Source organism: Actinoplanes sp. NPDC051513 (assembly GCF_044454685.1).
In the GTDB taxonomy this organism is placed as follows: domain Bacteria; phylum Actinomycetota; class Actinomycetes; order Mycobacteriales; family Micromonosporaceae; genus Actinoplanes.
The window spans coordinates 67641-85083 of sequence record NZ_JBITDW010000029.1 but is presented as its reverse complement, the minus strand read 5'-3'; the positions used below and the strand labels follow the sequence as shown (position 1 = coordinate 85083).

General features: G+C 72.6%; 16 protein-coding genes. 8 read left to right on the top strand and 8 right to left on the bottom strand.

Annotated elements, in window-relative coordinates; all coding sequences use genetic code 11:
- The first annotated feature begins 8 nt into the window (after positions 1 to 8).
- Entirely contained in the window at positions 9 to 1211 is a 1203-nt protein-coding gene (locus ACIA5D_RS44850; protein ID WP_396036780.1) for an FAD-dependent oxidoreductase, read from the top strand.
- 171 nt (positions 1212 to 1382) lie between these two features.
- Here the strand turns inward: ACIA5D_RS44850 and ACIA5D_RS44845 are convergent, their stop codons facing one another.
- The 4 genes from ACIA5D_RS44845 to ACIA5D_RS44830 form a co-directional block, all read right to left on the bottom strand.
- Positions 1383 to 1991: a Trp biosynthesis-associated membrane protein gene (locus ACIA5D_RS44845; RefSeq protein ID WP_396036779.1), complete on the bottom strand. Its 609-nt coding sequence runs from the start codon at positions 1989 to 1991 to the stop codon at positions 1383 to 1385.
- Positions 1988 to 3520 (bottom strand): anthranilate synthase component I, encoded by a 1533-nt coding sequence (locus ACIA5D_RS44840; protein ID WP_396036778.1) that lies wholly within the window; start codon positions 3518 to 3520, stop codon positions 1988 to 1990. Before ACIA5D_RS44840 ends, ACIA5D_RS44845 begins: the two co-directional genes overlap by 4 nt.
- On the bottom strand, positions 3517 to 3885 hold the full coding sequence (gene hisI, locus ACIA5D_RS44835; RefSeq protein ID WP_396036777.1) for a phosphoribosyl-AMP cyclohydrolase: 369 nt from the start codon (positions 3883 to 3885) through the stop codon (positions 3517 to 3519). Before hisI ends, ACIA5D_RS44840 begins: the two co-directional genes overlap by 4 nt.
- A gap of 1159 nt (positions 3886 to 5044) precedes the next feature.
- Complete coding sequence (locus ACIA5D_RS44830) at positions 5045 to 5863, bottom strand: hypothetical protein (RefSeq protein ID WP_396036776.1); 819 nt, start codon at positions 5861 to 5863, stop codon at positions 5045 to 5047.
- 73 nt (positions 5864 to 5936) lie between these two features.
- Between ACIA5D_RS44830 and ACIA5D_RS44825 the strand changes: the two genes are divergently transcribed.
- The 4 genes from ACIA5D_RS44825 to ACIA5D_RS44810 all read left to right on the top strand — a co-directional run bounded on the left by ACIA5D_RS44825 (position 5937) and on the right by ACIA5D_RS44810 (position 9013).
- Positions 5937 to 6563: a hypothetical protein gene (locus ACIA5D_RS44825; protein WP_396036775.1), complete on the top strand. Its 627-nt coding sequence runs from the start codon at positions 5937 to 5939 to the stop codon at positions 6561 to 6563.
- A 366-nt stretch (positions 6564 to 6929) separates the two neighbouring features.
- Positions 6930 to 7658, top strand: coding sequence for an ABC transporter ATP-binding protein (locus ACIA5D_RS44820; protein WP_396036813.1), 729 nt, complete (start codon positions 6930 to 6932; stop codon positions 7656 to 7658).
- Positions 7655 to 8392: an ABC transporter permease gene (locus ACIA5D_RS44815; protein ID WP_396036774.1), complete on the top strand. Its 738-nt coding sequence runs from the start codon at positions 7655 to 7657 to the stop codon at positions 8390 to 8392. Before ACIA5D_RS44820 ends, ACIA5D_RS44815 begins: the two co-directional genes overlap by 4 nt.
- A 9-nt stretch (positions 8393 to 8401) precedes the next feature.
- Positions 8402 to 9013, top strand: coding sequence for a TetR family transcriptional regulator (locus tag ACIA5D_RS44810; protein ID WP_396036773.1), 612 nt, complete (start codon positions 8402 to 8404; stop codon positions 9011 to 9013).
- On the opposite strand, the gene ACIA5D_RS44805 is transcribed toward ACIA5D_RS44810, so the two are convergent.
- Positions 9010 to 9735: a DUF2470 domain-containing protein gene (locus ACIA5D_RS44805; RefSeq protein ID WP_396036772.1), complete on the bottom strand. Its 726-nt coding sequence runs from the start codon at positions 9733 to 9735 to the stop codon at positions 9010 to 9012. The two genes, ACIA5D_RS44810 and ACIA5D_RS44805, sit on opposite strands and share 4 nt — an antisense overlap.
- A gap of 96 nt (positions 9736 to 9831) precedes the next feature.
- On the opposite strand from ACIA5D_RS44805, the gene rpsD reads away from it, so the two are divergent.
- The gene (gene rpsD, locus ACIA5D_RS44800; RefSeq protein WP_396036771.1) at positions 9832 to 10440 is read left to right on the top strand and encodes a 30S ribosomal protein S4; all 609 of its coding nucleotides are present in this window, start codon (positions 9832 to 9834) and stop codon (positions 10438 to 10440) included.
- Here rpsD and ACIA5D_RS44795 read toward each other — a convergent pair.
- Both ACIA5D_RS44795 and ACIA5D_RS44790 read right to left on the bottom strand, forming a co-directional pair.
- Positions 10437 to 12206, bottom strand: a complete 1770-nt coding sequence (locus tag ACIA5D_RS44795; protein ID WP_396036770.1) for an ABC transporter ATP-binding protein — start codon at positions 12204 to 12206, stop codon at positions 10437 to 10439. The genes rpsD and ACIA5D_RS44795 overlap by 4 nt on opposite strands.
- A complete protein-coding gene (locus tag ACIA5D_RS44790) occupies positions 12203 to 13993 on the bottom strand; it encodes an ABC transporter ATP-binding protein (protein WP_396036769.1) in 1791 nt (596 codons plus the stop codon). The genes ACIA5D_RS44795 and ACIA5D_RS44790 overlap by 4 nt, the downstream gene beginning before the upstream one ends.
- 97 nt (positions 13994 to 14090) lie before the next feature.
- Between ACIA5D_RS44790 and ACIA5D_RS44785 the strand changes: the two genes are divergently transcribed.
- The gene (locus ACIA5D_RS44785) at positions 14091 to 14726 is read left to right on the top strand and encodes a TIGR03085 family metal-binding protein (protein ID WP_396036768.1); all 636 of its coding nucleotides are present in this window, start codon (positions 14091 to 14093) and stop codon (positions 14724 to 14726) included.
- Positions 14727 to 14792: 66 nt separating this feature from the next.
- Positions 14793 to 16076 carry an APC family permease gene (locus tag ACIA5D_RS44780; protein WP_396036767.1) on the top strand — a complete coding sequence of 428 codons (1284 nt, stop codon included), beginning with the start codon at positions 14793 to 14795 and terminating at the stop codon, positions 16074 to 16076.
- On the opposite strand, the gene ACIA5D_RS44775 is transcribed toward ACIA5D_RS44780, so the two are convergent.
- The gene (locus tag ACIA5D_RS44775) at positions 15968 to 17371 is read right to left on the bottom strand and encodes a PLP-dependent aminotransferase family protein (RefSeq protein WP_396036766.1); all 1404 of its coding nucleotides are present in this window, start codon (positions 17369 to 17371) and stop codon (positions 15968 to 15970) included. The genes ACIA5D_RS44780 and ACIA5D_RS44775 overlap by 109 nt on opposite strands.
- Between the last annotated feature and the right edge of the window lie 72 nt (positions 17372 to 17443).

Below are 17443 nucleotides of genomic sequence, written 5' to 3'. Positions count from 1 at the left end.
TGAGAGGCATGACAACCTCCACCGCGCTGATCGTCGGCGGCGGCATCGGCGGCCTGGCCCTCGCGCACGGCCTGCGCCGCGCCGGCATCCCCGCCGACGTCTACGAGCGGACCCACGAGCGCGCCGACTGGCTGCAGGGCTATCGCATCCACATCAGCCCCGCGGGCGCCCGCGCCCTGCACGACTGCCTGCCCGCGCCCAACTGGCGGGCCTTCCTCGACGCGGCCGCTCCCGGCGGCGGCTTCGGCTTCCTCACCGACCGCGCCACCGACCTCCTGGCCTTCGACGAGTCCGAGATCAACACCCCCGGCGCCGCCGAGCCCGATCGCCACTACGGCATCGGCCGCATCCCGCTGCGCGCAGCCCTGCTGGACGGCCTCGACGACGCCCTGCACCTGGGCAAGACCTTCACCTGGTACGAGATGGAAGCCGACCATGTCACCGCGCACTTCGACGACGGCACCTCCGCCACCGCGAGCCTCCTGATCGGCGCCGACGGCGCCAACTCCCGGGTCCGCGCCCAGCTGCTCCCGCACGCCCACCGCGCCGAGACCGGCGTCATCACGGTCGCCGGCCGCAATCCCGTCCCGTCGGCCCTGCCCGAATCCCTGCGCACCCGGGCCAACATCGTCATCCCCCGCGGTCCCGGCTCCCTGTTCACCGCCCCCGAGGCCGGCCAGACCATCTGGGGCTACTCCGACGCCGCCACCAACCTGCCGCCCGGCGTCACCACCCTGGACGGACCCGCCCTCCAGCGCCTGGTGGTGGCCCGGCTCGCCACCTGGTCACCGGCATTCCGCGCCCTGATCGACGGCAGCGACCCGGCAACCGTCAACGCTTTCCACGTCATGAGCGCGACGCCCGTCTCCCCCTGGCCGACGTCCCGCGTGACCCTGCTCGGCGACGCCATCCACAACATGACTCCCATGGCCGGCATCGGCGCCAACACCGCCCTGCGCGACGCCGCCCTGCTGACCCGCCTGCTGGCCGAGGCCGCGCCGCTGACTCCCGGGGACGTGCCGGCCGCGGTCCACGAATATGAGTCCGAGATGCTCGAGTACGGCTTCGACGCCGTCCGCCGCTCGCTACGCAACGCCCGGCAGTCGGCCGCTTCCACCCACCTGAGCCGGGCCCTCTTCCGCACCACGCTGCGCGCCACCGCGGCGCTTCCTCCGCTTCGCCACGCGATGGCCCGCTCGCTGGGCCGGTGACGGTCAGCCGCAGTCGAATCGGTAGCCGAACGGCCGTTGCGGACAGGCGGCACAGACAAAGAGGTGGACGTCGCCGGGCACCAGCGTCCGGTCACTGCTGTTCGGTGGCCGAGCGCACCCGCCGCAACCACCCGGCACCCGGCCCGGCCCTCCACAAGCGATAGGACGCGCCTAGGCCGTGGGGTCGTCGCCCCGGTCGAGGGCGTCCCAGGCCGCGCGGTGGTCGACGGCGGCGTTCGATGTGGCGGTCTCGGCGGGCGTGGCGCTCGGAGCGTGGGACAGGGCCGAGGCGGAGGCGGAAGGGCCGGCGAGAGGCTCGGTGCGGGGTGCCGGAGGCTTGCGGTCGTAGCGGGCCGACATGCGAGGCCAGCGATGGCCGAGCCGGGCCGCGGTGATGCCGCCGGCCGCGATGATCAGGCCGCCCACGGCGCACAGGATCGGCCACGTTGTTCCACCCGCGCCGGCCGAACCCGGGTCGAGGCCGGCCCGGCCGACGATCGTGCCGATCACGACGCCGGTGCCGGCCAGGGCCAGGAGAGCGCCCAGGACCCGGCGGGCCCAGCCCGAGGTGGCGAGAAGGGCGCCGGTGCCGGCCAGGGCCACCAAGGCCAGGCCGGTAACCCAGGGCTCCACATCGGTGCCCATGCGGGCATCGCGCAGGGCCGTCATGCCGGGGCGGGGAGTCATGTGGACGGACCAGGTGCGGGTGATCGCGTACAGGGCGAGGGCGGCGCCGGCCAGGCAGGCGACCAGGGTCAGGGCGTAGGCGCGGCGGGTCATCGTGCCGCGCGCAGGGTTTCCGCCGAGGCTATGGCGGCCAGGACGGCCGCCGCCTTGTTCCGGGTCTCGGTCTCCTCGGCGGCCGGGTCGGAGTCGGCGACGATGCCGGCGCCGGCGCCCACGTAGGCGGTGCCGTCCTTGAGCAGCGCGGTGCGGATCGCGATCGCCATGTCCATGTCGCCGGCGAAGCCGAAATAGCCGACCGTGCCGCCGTACAGACCGCGGCGGGTGGGCTCGAGAGACTCGATGATCTCCATGGCGCGGACCTTGGGCGCGCCCGACAGCGTGCCGGCGGGAAAGGTCGCGGCCAGCGCGTCGAAGGCGGAGCGGTCGTCGCGCAGCTCGCCGGTCACCGTCGAGACGATGTGCATGACGTGGCTGTACCGCTCGATGCGGGCGAACTCGGGAACCTCGACCGTGCCCGGCTTGCAGACCCGGCCCAGGTCGTTGCGGCCCAGGTCGACCAGCATGACGTGCTCGGAGCGCTCCTTCGGGTCGGCGAGCAGCTCGGCCGCGAGCGCGTTGTCCTGCTCGGGCGTCGCGCCGCGCCACCGGGTGCCGGCGATCGGGTGGAGCAACGCGCGGCGGACGCCGGCCTCGTCCGCGTTGACCTTGAGGTGGGCCTCCGGCGACGAGCCCACGATGTCAAAATCATCAAAGCGCAAGAGATACATGTACGGGCTGGGGTTCGTGGCCCGCAGCACGCGGTAGACGTCGAGCGGGTTCGCGTCGGTGGGCCGCTCGAAGCGCTGCGCCACGACGATCTGGAAGCACTCGCCCGCGCGGATCGCCTCCTTGGCCTCCTCGACCGCCTTCTGATATTCCCCCGGGGCGGTACGGCTCACCGGCTCACCGGCCGGGCGACGCTCGACCGTGGAGATCATCGGCGGGGTGGGGCGGGAGAGCGCCGTGGTCATCGCGTCGAGACGGCCGATCGCGTGGTGGTAGGCGGCGCGGCGGGCGGTCTCGTCGGCGTCCTCGGCGAGCACGGCGTTGGCGACCAGGATGGCCGAGCCGTCGTAGTGGTCGAGGACCACCAGGTCGGTCGCGAGCATCATGCCCAGCTCGGGCAGGGGCAGGTCGTCGGTGGCCGTGACGGGCAGGCGCTCGAAGCGGCGTACCAGGTCGTAGCTGAGGTAGCCCACCATGCCGCCGGTCAGCGGGGGCAAGTCGTCTTCGGCGAAGCCGTCGGCGAAGGCGGCCACGGTCTCGCGCAGGACGGTGACCGGATCGCCGCCGACCGGGACGCCGGCCGGTGGCGTGCCCAGCCAGGCCGCCTCGCCGCCGCGCTCGACCAGGGTGGCGGCGCTGCGCACGCCGATGAACGAGTAGCGCGACCAGGCCGCGCCGGACGGGCCGGCGCCCTGCTCGGCCGATTCCAGCAAGAAGGTGCCGGGCCCGCCGGCGAGCTTGGTGTAGACGCCCACCGGCGTCTCGCCGTCCGCGAGCAGCCGGCGGATCACCGGCACCACCCGCCGCCGCTGCCGGAGGAAGGTCGCCTCGTCGGGCCGGACCGCGCCGCTGGTCATCGCGCCTCCTCGGGGGCCGAGACGGGAAGGTCGGTGAAGAAGCAGTCGTGGGCGCCGGTGTGACACGCGGCGCCGACCTGCTCGACCGTCACCAGCAGGGCGTCGCCGTCGCAGTCGAGGGACACGGCCTTCACGTACTGGTGGTGGCCCGAGGTCTCGCCCTTCACCCAATACTCCTTACGGCTGCGCGACCAGTACGTGGCCCGGCCGGTGGTGAGCGTGCGATGCAGCGCCTCGTCGTCCATCCACGCCAGCATCAGCACGTCGCCGGTGCCGTGCTCGCGCACGATCGCCGCGACGAGGCCATCGGGGGTGCGCTTGAGCCGGGCCGCGATCGCCGGGTCCAGGTCGGTCTTGACTGCCACGCTCCGATTCTCCACCCCCGCGGTACAACGGCCGGACAGCCCCCGCGACGCGGCCCACGATCCGGGCACGGGGGATGTGCCCGGAGGCCCGGGACGGTACCGTCGTCGTGCGCCGCGCCCGGTCGAGGGCGTGGACGCCCGCCCGCCGGATGAGGGTCCGCGCAGCTCACGGGCCGCGGGTGGGGCAGCCTCGCGACGGGAGTACACAACCGATGGATCCCACGTCCAGCCCCGACAACACCCGGTCACCGCGCGGTCTTTCGCGCTTCTGGCCGGTCCATCGGGAGGGCGAGGACCCGGCCACGGAGGCGGAACGGGATGAGTTCCCCGTAGCCCATCCGGGTGAAACCGAGATGGTCGCGCTCGGTTCGCGACGTGGATCGGAGCTGACCGCAGGCGGCGTCTTCCCGGTGAACGGGCCGCCGGTACCGACCGACGCCGGCCCGATCCCGCCGGGCGGGGTGGTACACGGCACTCCGGTGCCGACGCCGGCCTTCCCAGGTTCGCCGCTCGCGGGCGCGCCATTTTCAGGCGTGCCGCGTTCGGGCACGCCGCTTGCCGGCACGCCGCTCTCAAACACACCGCGTTCGGGCACGCCGCTTGCCGGCACGCCGCTCTCAAACACACCGCATTCGGGTACGCCGCTTGCCGGCACGCCGCATTCGGGTACGCCGCTTACGGGGGCGCCCTTCGCTTCGGCGTCGCGCGGGCCGGCCGGCGGAGCCGACGGATCGAAGCCCAACGGGCCGGTGCCCGGCGGCTCGAGCGAGAACCACGGCGGGCCGGGCGGTCTCGGCGGTGGCGCGCTGGGCGGTGGGCGCGGCTCTCTGTCCGGTTTCGGCGGCGGCCCAGTCGGGGACGCCGGGCGGGCTGCGGACTCCGGGCGGGCTGCGGACTCCGGGCGGGCTTCGGACTCCGGGCTGACCGGGGACGCGGGGCGAGGCGCGAACGTTGGGCGCGCCGGAGTCGGTCCGGGCGGGGACAGCGGCGCCGCGGGCGACGGCGATCGCGGTGCGATGGGTGAGCCAGAAGGGCGTACCGGGAAGGCGACGGAGGTGCCGGGAGGCGGTCATCGGGAGAGCGCGAATGGTGGTCACCGGGAGAAGACGGAGGGCGATCCAGATCACTCAGGCGCGTCGGAGATCGGCGAAGGCGCAGCTCAGGCCGTAGAGTCCTCGCGAACTAATCCGTGGGACCGGGACACCGGCTCGTTCGGCGGGTTCGGGCTCGGCGGCCGCAACGGGCGCTTCCTGTTCGGCGGGCGCACCGTCGCGGGCGAGTCGCGGCCCGGCCTCAACGGGCACGGCGGTCCCGAGCTGAACGGGCGGGCGAGCAAGCCGGACATCGAGCCGTCTACTGTGGATGGCCCGACGACGGTGAAGGCCACCGAGCCGGCGGACAAAAGCGACGAGAACGGGCGTGAAGACATGAACGGACGGGCCGGAGTTCCCGGTTTCACCGCACCCGGCGATGTCCCGGCCGAGGACGGTCCCACGGATCGGAAGGGCGGCGGCGAACCGCGCCGCCAGGCGACCGGCTGGGCGTCCGTGCCCACCTCGACCAACCCGATCGTTACCCCGACCTCGGGCGCGCCGATCTCAGGCTCGCCGGTCTCCGGCTCGCCGATTTCGGGCCCTCCGATCTCCGGCTCATCGTTCTCCGGCTCCGGCTCCGGCTCCGGCTCCGGCTCCGGCTCATCGAACTCGGGCTCATCGTTCTCCAGCTCCGGAACATCGGTCTCGGGCTCGCCGATCTCCGGCTCCGGCCCATCGGTCTCGAGCTCATCGATCTCCGGCTCTCCGATCTCCGGCCCGGGCTCTCCGATCTCCTCCGGCTCGCCGATCTCGGGCTCGCCGATCTCGGGCTCGCCGATCTCGGGGTCTCCCATCTCGGGGTCTCCGATCTCTGGGCCGCCGATCTCCGGGCCGCCGGCGTCGGGTGCGCCGACCTCGGCGGCGCCGGTCTCGCCTGCCTTCAACCTGAGCGCTTACGGGCAGCCGCCGTCCTACGTTCCGGCGCTGCCCGATCCGGCCGCCGGCCCGGTCTCGGGGGTGCCCGCGCCGCGGGCCGGCGCTGGGGCGCCGATCGCCGGGGCGCCGACCGATGCCCTGGCCAAGCCGGCCGATGCCCTGGCCAAGCCGGCCGAGGACGACCTGCGCCCGCTGGTGACCCCGCCGATCGAGCCGATCGGGACCGCGCCGATCGCGGGCGGCCTTCCCTTGCGCACCGCCGAGGAGGAGCGCCGGCCGTGGGACGACGAAGGTGGGCCGCGCCCGCCCGCGCCGCGACGCTCGGCCAGCCTCGAGGATGCCGAGCCGGCTCGCCGGGGACGCCGTGCCGCTCCTGACCCCGATTCGGACGACGAGGCGGGCGACGATCAGCCGCTGCGCCCGGGTGACGTCGCCGCTGGGCACATCGCGTTCTGGGACGACGACGCGACCCGGCATTTCCGGGCGGCCTGGCACGAGGTGAAGGCCGAGTTCGTGGACGACCCGGAGCGGGCGCTGACCCGGGCGCACGACCTGCTCACCGACGCGGTCAACGAGCTCACCGAGGCGCTGCTGGCCGAGCGGGACGAGCTCGACCCCCTGCGGGGCACCGCGACGCCCGACACCGAGAGCATGCGCATGGCGATGCGCGGCTACCGCGAGTTCCTCGACCGGATCCTCGCGCTGTAGCACCGGCTCCTCGCGCTGTCGCGACGGATCGCGCTGCACCACCGGGTCCTCGCGCTGTCGCAACGGATCGCGCTGCACCACCGGGTCCTCGCGCTGTCGCGACGGATCGCGCTGCATCACCGGGTCCGCGCCCGGTAGCTCGGCCACATCGAAAAGGCCGCGCCGTCATCGACGGCGCGGCCTTTTGCGTGGGTGAGTGGCGCGGCACGTCAGAGGGTCGCCTCTGCCGTGCCGGATGGCCCGGCGGCCGGGAACGGCCTCGGCCACCCACCCGGGCCGTCCTCGAACAAGGGAACTTGTCAGATGCCGTACAGATAGGGATTTTGACTTGCCTTGGAATTCACCATGCGTTGAACTCATCGGGTGATGAAATCTCAGAGCGCAATCGAGATCGACGATCTCGTGGTGGATCGAGGGCGGCGGCGCGTGCTGGACGGGATCGGGTGCGTGATCCCGGCGGGGAGCGTGACCGGGCTGCTCGGGCCGAGCGGCAGTGGCAAGACGACGCTGATCAGGGCGATCGTCGGGGTGCAGATCGTCAAGTCGGGCACGGTTACGGTGCTCGGGATGCCGGCCGGGAGCACGGAGCTGCGGCGGCGCGTGGGGTACGTGACGCAGGCGCCCAGCGTCTACGCCGACCTGTCGGTGCGGGAGAACGCGCGGTATTTCGCCTCGCTGTACGGGCTGGGCGCGGCCGCGGCCGACCAGGCGATCGCCGATGTCGGGCTCGCGGACGCGGCACGGCAGCTCGTCGGCAACCTGTCGGGCGGGCAGCGGAGCCGGGCGTCGCTGGCGTGCGCGATGATCGGGACGCCGGACGTGCTGGTGCTGGACGAGCCGACGGTGGGGCAGGATCCGGTGCTGCGCGCCGACTTGTGGGGCAAGTTCCACGCGTTGGCCAAGAACGGGACGACGCTGCTGGTCTCGAGCCACGTCATGGACGAGGCGGGGCGCTGCGACCGGCTGCTGCTGATCCGGGACGGGCAGATCATCGGGGACGACACGCCGGCGGCGATCCGCACGGCGGCGGGCACGGAAGATCTGGAAGAGGCCTTCCTGAGGCTGATCCGTTCGCGCGAGGAGGTGGCGGCATGAGCGTAGCGATCACCGCTTCCACCTCCGGGCGGGTGATGCGGCAGCTGCAGCACGACCGGCGGACCGTGGCGCTGCTCATCGTGGTGCCGGCGCTGCTGCTGGCGTTGCTCTATTTCATGTACGAGGACTCGCCCGCCACCTTCGACCGGATCGCCCTGATCATGCTGGGGATCTTCCCCTTCGTGATCATGTTCCTGATCACCAGCATCGCGATGCTGCGGGAACGCACCAGCGGCACCCTCGAACGGCTGCTCACCACGCCGCTCGGCAAGGTCGACCTGCTGTTCGGGTACGGCATCGCGTTCTCGGTGGCCGCGGCCGTGCAGGGCGCCGCGGCGACCGGCGTGGCCTACTGGCTGCTCGGCCTCGACACGCTCGGCAGCCCGGCCCTGGTCGTGCTGATCGCCGTGGTCAACGCGGTGCTCGGGGTGGCGCTCGGCCTGCTGTGCAGCGCCTTCGCCCGCACCGAGTTCCAGGCCGTACAGTTCCTACCGGTGGTGGTCGTGCCGCAGATCCTGCTGTGCGGGCTGTTCGTGCCGCGCGAGCAGATGGCCGGCTGGCTCCAGGCGATCGCCGACGTGCTGCCGCTGACCTACGCGGTCGATGCACTGGTCGAGGTCGGCAAGTCGGCCGAGCCCACGTCGGCGATGTGGCGTGACCTGATCATCGTGGCCGGCGCGGCGGTGATCGCGCTGATCCTGGCCGCCGCGACGCTGCGGCGGCGCACACCCTAGGAGCGTTTGTTGGTGAAGCGGAGCGGGCGGCGACCCGGCAATCAGGACACCAAAGCGTCCATCCTGGAGGCCGCCCGCCGGACGTTTGCCGAGAAGGGCTTCGACCAGGCGTCGATCCGCGGCATCGCGGGCGACGCGGGGGTCGACCCGGCGCTCGTGCACCATTACTTCGGCACCAAGGAGAAGCTCTTCCTGGCGGCCATGAACGCGCCGATCAACCCGGGCGAGCTGATCCCGCAGGCGCTGGCGGGCCCGCGGGAGCAGGCCGGTGAGCGGCTCGTGCGGATGGCGCTGACCGTGTGGGACTCGCCGGCCGGGACCGCGGCGGTCGCGATGTTCCGGTCGGCGATGAGCAACGAGTGGACGGCCCGGCTGCTGCGCGAGTTCGTGATCACGCAGATCCTGCGCCGGGCGGTCTCGTCGCTGGTCCTCGACCCGGAGGAGGCGCCGCTGCGCACCTCGCTGGTGGCGACCCAGATCGCCGGCGTGATGATGGGGCGTTACGTGCTGCGGTTGGAGCCGCTGGCGAGTATCGACCGCGAGGTGCTGGTGGCCGCGATCGCGCCGAATGTGCAGCGCTTCATCGACGACCCGATGCCCGAGGTATTCAAGAAGGCTTAGTGGCCGCAGCGGTGGCAGAGGACCGGGTGCAGCAGGTGGGCGAGGTCGTGGCGGTCGGCGACCGGGCGCGGGAAGGCGAGCCGGGCCAGCTTGTCGTCGAGGCGGACCATGAAGCCGTACCGGTCCATCCGGACGACCTGCGGCTCGCTCGTGGGCTGGAACGCCGAGCCCAGCTGGCGGCGCACGTAGGCGCTCATCTCGGCGAGGTGGTGGTCGGCCAGGTCAGCGATCAGGTCGAACTCGATCTGCCGCAACGGGTCGGGGCTGGCCTCCGCGAACTCGTCGGGGTCGACGTCGACCAGGTTCTCGTTGCGCTCGTAGCGGACCTCGGCGACGTCCAGCCGGTGCAGCACCTTGGACTCGCCGACGTCGAGCAGGTCGCCGGAGGCGTCGATGTCGGCGTAGTCGAGCGCGGCCCGCTTCGCCTCGTCGCCCTCGAGCCGCTTCGCCCAGCCGGAGACCCAGACCCGGCCGAGCGCGGGCGAGCCGGTGATCGGCGGGATGTCGGTGATGTCGAGCACCATCGCGGTGTCGTCGGTGCCGGGCTGGGGCACGAGCGCGGCCGCGAAGGCGCCGCCGGACGGGGAAAGCAGCAGCACGCGGCCCTGCGCGTCGGTCACGTGCCGGACCGGGAGCGGGCTGGGGTGGCACGCGATGTGCGCCACCGCGGGGAGGTGGCCGGCGGCTAGCGTGCGAGCGACCTCGGCGTGGGTGGGCTGCATGTGTCGTACCTCCGCGGGACCAGTTAGGCTTGCCTTAGTAAGGTGAGGCTAACCATAACACCGGCCTCAAGCGCAAGGCGATCTCTCGGAGACTTCATGAACAACTCCCGGCCCAAGGCCAAACTGTCCCGTGCCCTCGGCATCCCGCTGACCCCCAAGTGCGTGAAGTACTTCGAGAAGCGGCCGTTCCCGCCGGGCGTGCACGGACGCTCGCGGCGGAAGAGCTCGGACTACCAGGTGCGGCTGCTCGAGAAGCAGCGGCTGCGGCACCAGTACAACATCAGCGAGGCCCAGATGCGCAAGGCGTACGAGGACGCGCACCGGGTCGAGGGCAAGACCGGCGAGGCCATGGTGAGCCTGCTCGAGCGCCGCCTCGACGCCGTGGTGCACCGGGCCGGGCTGGCCCGCACCACCTACCAGGCCCGCCAGCTCGTCGTGCACGGCCACTTCACGGTCGACGGCAAGAAGGTGGACCGGCCGGGCTTCCGGCTCAAGCCGGGCCAGGTCGTGCAGGTGCGCGAGTCGAGCCGGCAGAAGCCGCCGTTCCAGATCGCCGCGTCGGGCGCCCACCTCGACGGGCCGACCGCGCCGTACCTCTCCACCGCGGTGGAGGAGCTGCGGACCCAGGTCCTGCGCGTCCCCGTGCGCAAGGAGATCCCGGTGCTCTGCGACGAGCAGCTGGTCGTCGAGTTCTACGCCCGTTAGTTGGAGCGGGTCTGCTCGAGCCAGGAGGCATAGAGCTTCGCGTAGATCGAGCCCTCCTCGGCCACGAGCGTGGCATGCGGGCCGCGTTGGACGACGCGGCCCGCGTCCACGACTAGGACCTCGTCGGCGGCCTGGGCGGTCGACAGGCGGTGCGCGATCGCGACCGTGGTGCGGCCGCGGGTCACCGTGTCGAGGGCCCGCTGCAGGCGCACCTCGGTCGCCGGGTCGACCGCGCTGGTCGCCTCGTCGAGAACCAGCAGGTCGGGGTCGGCGACGTAGGCGCGTACCAGGGCGACCAGCTGCCTCTCCCCCACGCTGAGCGCCTCGCCCCGCTCGCCCACCGGGGTCTCGAGCCCGGCCGGCAGGCCGGCGGCCCAGTCGGCGAGGCCCAGCTCCTCGAACGCGACGGCCAGCTGCTCGCCGGTCAGCGACGGCTCGGCGAAGCGGATGTTCTCGGCGATCGTGGCGTCGAAGAGGAACCCGTCCTGCGGCACCATCACCACCCGCGACCGCAGCGACGAGAAGCGCACCGACGTGAGCGGCGTGTCCGAGAGCAGCACCTCGCCCTCGACCGGATCCATCAGCCGGGTGAGCAGCTTCGCGAACGTGGTCTTGCCGCTGCCGGTCTCGCCCACCACGGCGTACTTCCGGCGCGCCTCGAGCATCAGATCGACGTCGGCCAGCACGATCGGGCCGCCCGGGTAGCGGAAGGACACGTCGCGGAAGTGCACCGACAGTGGGCCGGGCGGCAGCTCGACGCCCTCCTCGTCGGGGTCGGCGACATCGGGATCAAGATCGAGGACATCGAGTACGCGTCGCCAGCCGGCCACCGCGTTCTGCGCCTCGTTGAGCATGTCGGTGGCGATCTGCACCGGCTGGATGAACAGCGTCACCAGGAACAGGAACGCGGTCAGCGCGCCCACGCTGAGGTCGCCGTCGACGCCGAGCAGGGTGCCCACCACGACGACCGCGGCGAGGGCCAGGCCGGCGCCGAGCTCGCCCGAGGAGAAGCTGGTCACGCTGGTGCGCAGCGCCCGCTGCTGGGCGACCCGGAGGCTCTCGATCGAGGTGTCCAGGCGCTGCCCGGTGCGGCCGGCGACGCCGTACGCCCGGATGACCGTCGCCCCCACGACGCTCTCGGCGACCGCGCCGAGCATGACGCCGGTCCGCTCGCGGACCGCGCGGTAGACGGCGGCGAGCCTCTTCTGGAAGAGACGGATCACGGCGACGGCCGGGCCGAACGCGAGCAGCACGACGATCGTGAGCTGCCACGAGTAGAAGAACATGACCAGCGTGGACACCAGCAGCTGGCCGGAGGAGAGCAGCAGCTGCACCCCGCCGAACTGGAGGAACAGCGAGATCTGGTCGACGTCGCTGGTCACCCGGGACACCATCGAGCCGCGCCGCTCGGACTGCTGGTGCAGCATCGACAGATCGTGGATGTGCCGGAACGTGCGCGAGCGCAGGGCGCCGAGCGCGGTCTCGCTGACCGTGAACAGGCGGCGGGTCATCAGGTAGCCGGCAATCGTGGAGATGACCAGCGCCACGAGGGTGAATGCGACAACCTTGACGACGTAGCCGAGGTCGGGGCCGCCGGCGCCGCGGATGCCGTGGTCGATGCCCTGCTGCACGGCGATCGGGACGGCGACGCGGCCGGACATCTGCACGATGGCGAGCGCGATGGTGCCGGCCATCCCCGGACGCAGCTCGGGTGAGAGGGCCAGGCCGCGCTTGACCGTGGCGAAGGTTCCTTCGGCGGTGGTCACGCGTCGACCCGCTCCTGCTCGGCCTTCTCGTACGCGGTGACGAGGTCGGCGTATCCCTGGTTGGTGGCCAGGAGATCGGTGTGGGTGCCGGTGGCGACGACCTTGCCCTGCTCGAGGTAGATGACCTCGTCGGCGAGCGCGATCGTGGCTCGGCGGTAGGCGACCACGAGGATCGAGGCGCCCGCGTCATGCCGGCGCAGCGAGCCGAGGATCGCCGCCTCCACCCGCGGGTCGACGGCGCTGGTGGCGTCGTCGAGCACGAGCAGGCGGGGGTGACCGGCCAGCGCGCGGGCCAGGGTGATGCGCTGCCGCTGGCCGCCGGAGAGGGAGGTGCCGCGCTCACCGACCGCGGTGTCCAGGCCCTCGGGAAGCTTCTCGATGAAGCGCTCGGCCTGGGCGAGGCGCAGGGCCTGCCAGACGTCGTCGTCGCTCACGCCGTCGCGTTCGAGGGCGACGTTGCCGCGGACGGTGTCGTCGAACACGAACGGTATCTGCGGGACCAGGGCGGCGGTGCTCGCCAGGGAGGCCTCGGTGAGCGTGGGCAATGCCGCGCCGTCGAGGGTGATCACGCCGTCAGCCGGGTCGACGAGGCGGATCGCCAGGGAGGCGATGGTCGACTTGCCGGATCCGGTCGGCCCGACCAGGGCCACTGTCTTGCCCGCCGGCACAGTGAAGGTGACCTCGTTCAGGACGATCGGCCCGTCGCCGTACCGGAAGTCCACGCGGTCGAACGTGAGCGAGGCCGCCTCACCCGATCCTTCCAGGTTTTTGGTGCCGTAGCGGAGATCGCCGGTGGCGGTCAGCACGGACTGCACGCGCTCCCAGCCGGCGACCGAACGGGGCAGCTCGGCCACCACCCAGCCGATCGCCCGGACCGGGAAGGCCAGGACGGTGAACAAGAACGACACGGTGACCAGCTCACCGACGCTGATCGCGCCGCTCTGCAAGCGCCACGCCCCGAGCAGCAGCACCGCGAGCGTGCCGACGCTGGGCAGGCTGTCCATCACCGGATCGAACAGGCCCCGCAGCCGCCCCACCGAGATCAGCGCGTCGCGCAGCTCGGTCACGAAGACCCCGAACCGGCGGGACTCGTCCTCCTCGCGGCCCATCGTCTTGACCACCAGCGCTCCGTCGAAGCTCTCGTGCGCCACCGCGCTGACCTTCGCGCGCAGCTGCTGGGCGCGGATCTGCCGGGGCGACATGTAGCGGGAGTAGATGACGTTCAGGCCGAACAGGGCCGGGAACAGCGTGACGCCGACCAGGGCGAGCACCCAGTCGGTGAGGAACAGGGAGATCACCGCGGCGAGCACCATGACGATCGTGCCGACCGCGAACGGCAGCGGCGCGATCGGGACGAAGGCGGCTTCGACGTCGGAGTTCGCGTTGGACAGCAGCGTTCCGGTCGCGTGCGTCTGGTGCCACGAGGGCGGCAGCGACAGGTAGCGCCGGGTCACCGCCCGGCGGTAGCGGGCCTGAAGACGGAACTGCATGTACCCGGCGCCGAGGCGGCGGCCGAAGATGCTGGCGACCCGCAGCACGCTGATCCCCAGGAAGACGGCCGCGACCAGGGCGAGCGTGCCGCCGGTGGCGCGGTGGTCGGCGAAGGCCGGCACCACCACGTGACCGATGACCCCGCCGACGAGGTACGAGTTCGCGATGATCAACAACCCGAAGAGGCTGCTCCCGACGACCCCGATGGTGAACAGGCGCGGCTCGACCCGAATCGCTTGCCCGAGCACCCGCAGTCCCCGTCCCAGCACGTCCCGGCTGGCCCTGCTGCCGCTCAATGTCCCACCGACCTGTAAGCGTTCGCCGGCGTCACCGGCCTTACCGAACTATCCTGCCGCCGTTTACACCTATGACAATGTGTCTACGATCACGTCCGTGACTGCCTTTGCCCAGAGCGAGCGTCAACAACTCGCCGACCTGCTGCTGCGGGTCGGCCCCGACGAACCGACGCTCTGCGCCGGTTGGACGACCCGCGACCTCGCCGCGCATCTCGTGGTAAGGGAGCGGCGGCCCGATTCCGCAGCGGGCCTCATCCTGCCGCCGTTGCGCGCGTACGGCGAGCGAATTCGCCTCGCCAAGGCGGCGGCCCAGCCGTTCCCCGAGATCGTCGCGGAAGTCCGCAATCCGCCGTGGTGGAGCCTGGTCAGCAACCCGCTGATCGACGAACTCGCCAACACGGTCGAGTTCTTCATCCACCACGAGGACGTGCGGCGCGGCAAGGACGGCTGGCAGCCGCGCGACCTCGACGAGCCGCACTCCCGCGCGATCTGGCGGGCGGCGCAGTTCACCGGCAAGATCGCGCTGCGCCGGGTGCGGATGCCGGTACGCGTACGCGAGGCGAACGGCTACGGCGAGTTCATCGTCGGCGGCGTGGACGCGCAGGTGACCGTGACCGCCCCGGCCGGCGAGCTGGCCATGTTCCTCTCCGGCCGCCAGCGCGCGGCCCGGGCCGATCTCGACGGCCCCGCCGAGCAGGTCCGCCGTCTGCGCGACGCCCGCCTGGCCATCTAAATGGCCCAATCCACCACCGCCGGATTGGCCCAGACGCCGAGCCAATCCGGCCCGTAGGTTCGGTTCATGAAGCTCAACGTGGCGCAGGGCACCGCGCTCAGCGTCGGCGCCGTCCTCGGCACCGGCGTGATCTCGATGCCCGCCCTCGCCGCCGACGTCGCCGGCCCGTCCTCGCTGCTCGCGTGGGCGGCCCTGATCCTGCTCTCCGCGCCGCTGGCCTGGACGTTCGCGGCGCTCGGCGCGCGGCATCCGGACGGTGGCGGCGTGTCCACGTACGTCCGGCTGGCCTTCGGGCCGCGCGCGGCGGCGGCCGTCGGGTGGTGCTTCTACTTCGCCGTGCCGCTCGGCGCGCCGGCGGCGGCCGCGTTCGCCGGCAACTACGTGGCCGACGTCATCGGGGGCGGCCGGCGCACGGTGATCGCCACGTTCCTCGGAATCGTCGGCCTGGTCTACGTGATGAACTGGTTCGGCCTGCGCATCTCGGGCCGGGTGCAGCTCTGGCTGACCGGCACGCTCGCCGTTCTGCTGCTGGTCACCGTGGCGACCGCGCTGCCGTACGCCCGATGGGACAACCTCCGGCCGTTCGCGCCGCACGGCTGGGCCGGGATCGGCGCGGCCGCGGCCGTGCTGGTCTGGGGCTTCGCGGGATGGGAGGCGGTCTCCTCGCTGTCGCCGGACTACCGCAACCCCCGGCGCGACGTGCCCCGGGCCACCGCCGTGGCGGTCGCCATCGTGGGCGTGCTCTACTTCGCGGTCGCGGCGACCAGCGTGCTCGTGCTCGGGCCCAGCCTCGGCAACAGCGCCGCGCCGCTGGCCGACCTGCTCGCGGTCGGCGTCGGCGGGCCGGTCCGGGCGGTCACGGCGGTGGTGGCGGTGCTGCTCACCATCGGCGCGGTGAACGCGTACCTGGCCGGGGCGTCCCGGCTCGGCGAGGCGCTGGCCCGCGACGGCGCGCTGCCCCGGAAGGTCTTCGGCACGCAGCGACGGTCGCTGACGTTCGTGCTGGTCGCGAGCCTGGTCGCGGTGACCGTGCCGGTCGCGCTCAAGACCTCGATGCTGCTGGTCACCGGCTGCTTCACGCTGGTGTACGTGCTCGGCACGGCCGCCGCGCTGCGCCTGCTCCCGGCGGGGGCGTCGCGGAGGTGGGCGGGGGTGGCGTTCGTGGCGGTGCTCGGGCTGCTCGTGCTGACCGGGCCGCCGGCGCTGCTCAGCCTCGTGGTCGCGGCGGGGGCGGTGGTGTATCAGGCATGGCGGGCCAGGAGGTCGGCGAAGATCGCCATTCCCTCGTCGATCAGCTCGGGGTCCACCGCGCCGAACCCGAACACGAAGCCGGCCTGTGAGGTGGCGTAGCCGGTCAGATCCTCGATGGCGACGCCCTTCCGGGCGGCGGCCTGGACAACGGCGGGCGTTCTGCCGGTTCTGAGCAGCGCGGTCAGGTGCAGGCCCGCCGCGGAGGGCAGCACCGACAGAACCGAGATCTCGGACAGAGCTGTGGATATTGCGGCGTGGCGCCGCGCATATTCCTTGCCCATCCGGCGCGTGTGGCGGGCCAGCAGGCCGTCGTCGATGAACCGGGCCAGGGCGGCCTGGAGCGGCGGGGACCCGTAGCCGTCGCTCAGCTGGCGGGCCGCGGCGACGGCGTCGCGCAGGCCGGTCGGCACGACGAGAAAGCCGGTCCGGAGGGCGGGGATCATGCTCTTCGAGAAGGTCCCGGCGTAGAGCACCCGCCCGGCCTCGTCCAGGCTGAACAGCGGCTCGAGCGGCCGGGCCGAGAAGCGGAACTCGCTGTCGTAGTCGTCCTCGACAATCGCCACCGGCCGCCGCCGGGCCCAGTCGAGCAACTCCCGCCGCCGCCCGAGCCCCATCGGCCGCCCGAGCGGGAACTGATGCGACGGCGTCGCGTAGACCAGCCGGCACCCCGCGGGCAGCGCCGCGACGACCAGCCCCTCCTCGTCGACCGGCACCCCGACCACCCGGCACCCGAGCGCCTCGAAAAGCCGCCGCGCCGGCGGGTACCCCGGCTCCTCGACGGCCACCACGTCGCCGGGCCGCAGCAGCACCTTCCCCACGAGGTCGAGCGCGTGCTGGGTGCCGTTCGTCACCACCACGTCGTCCGCCGCGACCCGCAGCGACCGCGCGTACCCGAGATAGCGGGCGATCGCCGCCCGCAACGCCGGATGCCCGGCCGGCGCCGCGTACGTGCCCGGGTTGTTCGCGCCCACCCGCATCTCCGCGGCCACCAGCCGCCGCCAGGCGTCGAACGGGAACAGCCGCGCGTCCGGGATCCCGGTGCGGAAGTCGTAGCGCGGCGCCGGCTCGTCCCCGCTGGTCGGGGCCGGCGCGATCGCCGAGCCCTTGCGCGGCCGCAGCGGGTCCGCGGCGGCCTTGCGCGACGGCGTCTTCGCCGAGACCGCGGCCACGTACGTGCCCGAGCCGACCCGCGCCGACAGGTAGCCCTCCGCCACCAGCCGCTCGTACGCGGTCGCCACGCTCCCCCGCGACACGCGCAGATCCGCCGCGAGCGCCCGGGTCGGCGGCAGCCGGTGCCCCGCCGGGAGCCGCCCGTCGACGATGGCCGCGCGCAGCGCGCGATACACGGCCACGGTCTTCTCGCCCGTCCCGCCCGCCTCGATGACCAGGTCCACCGGCCCATTCTGACGGCGGCCTCCCCGATCATGGACAGAACCGTTGCGGAAATCGCGGACAGTCAATACCTT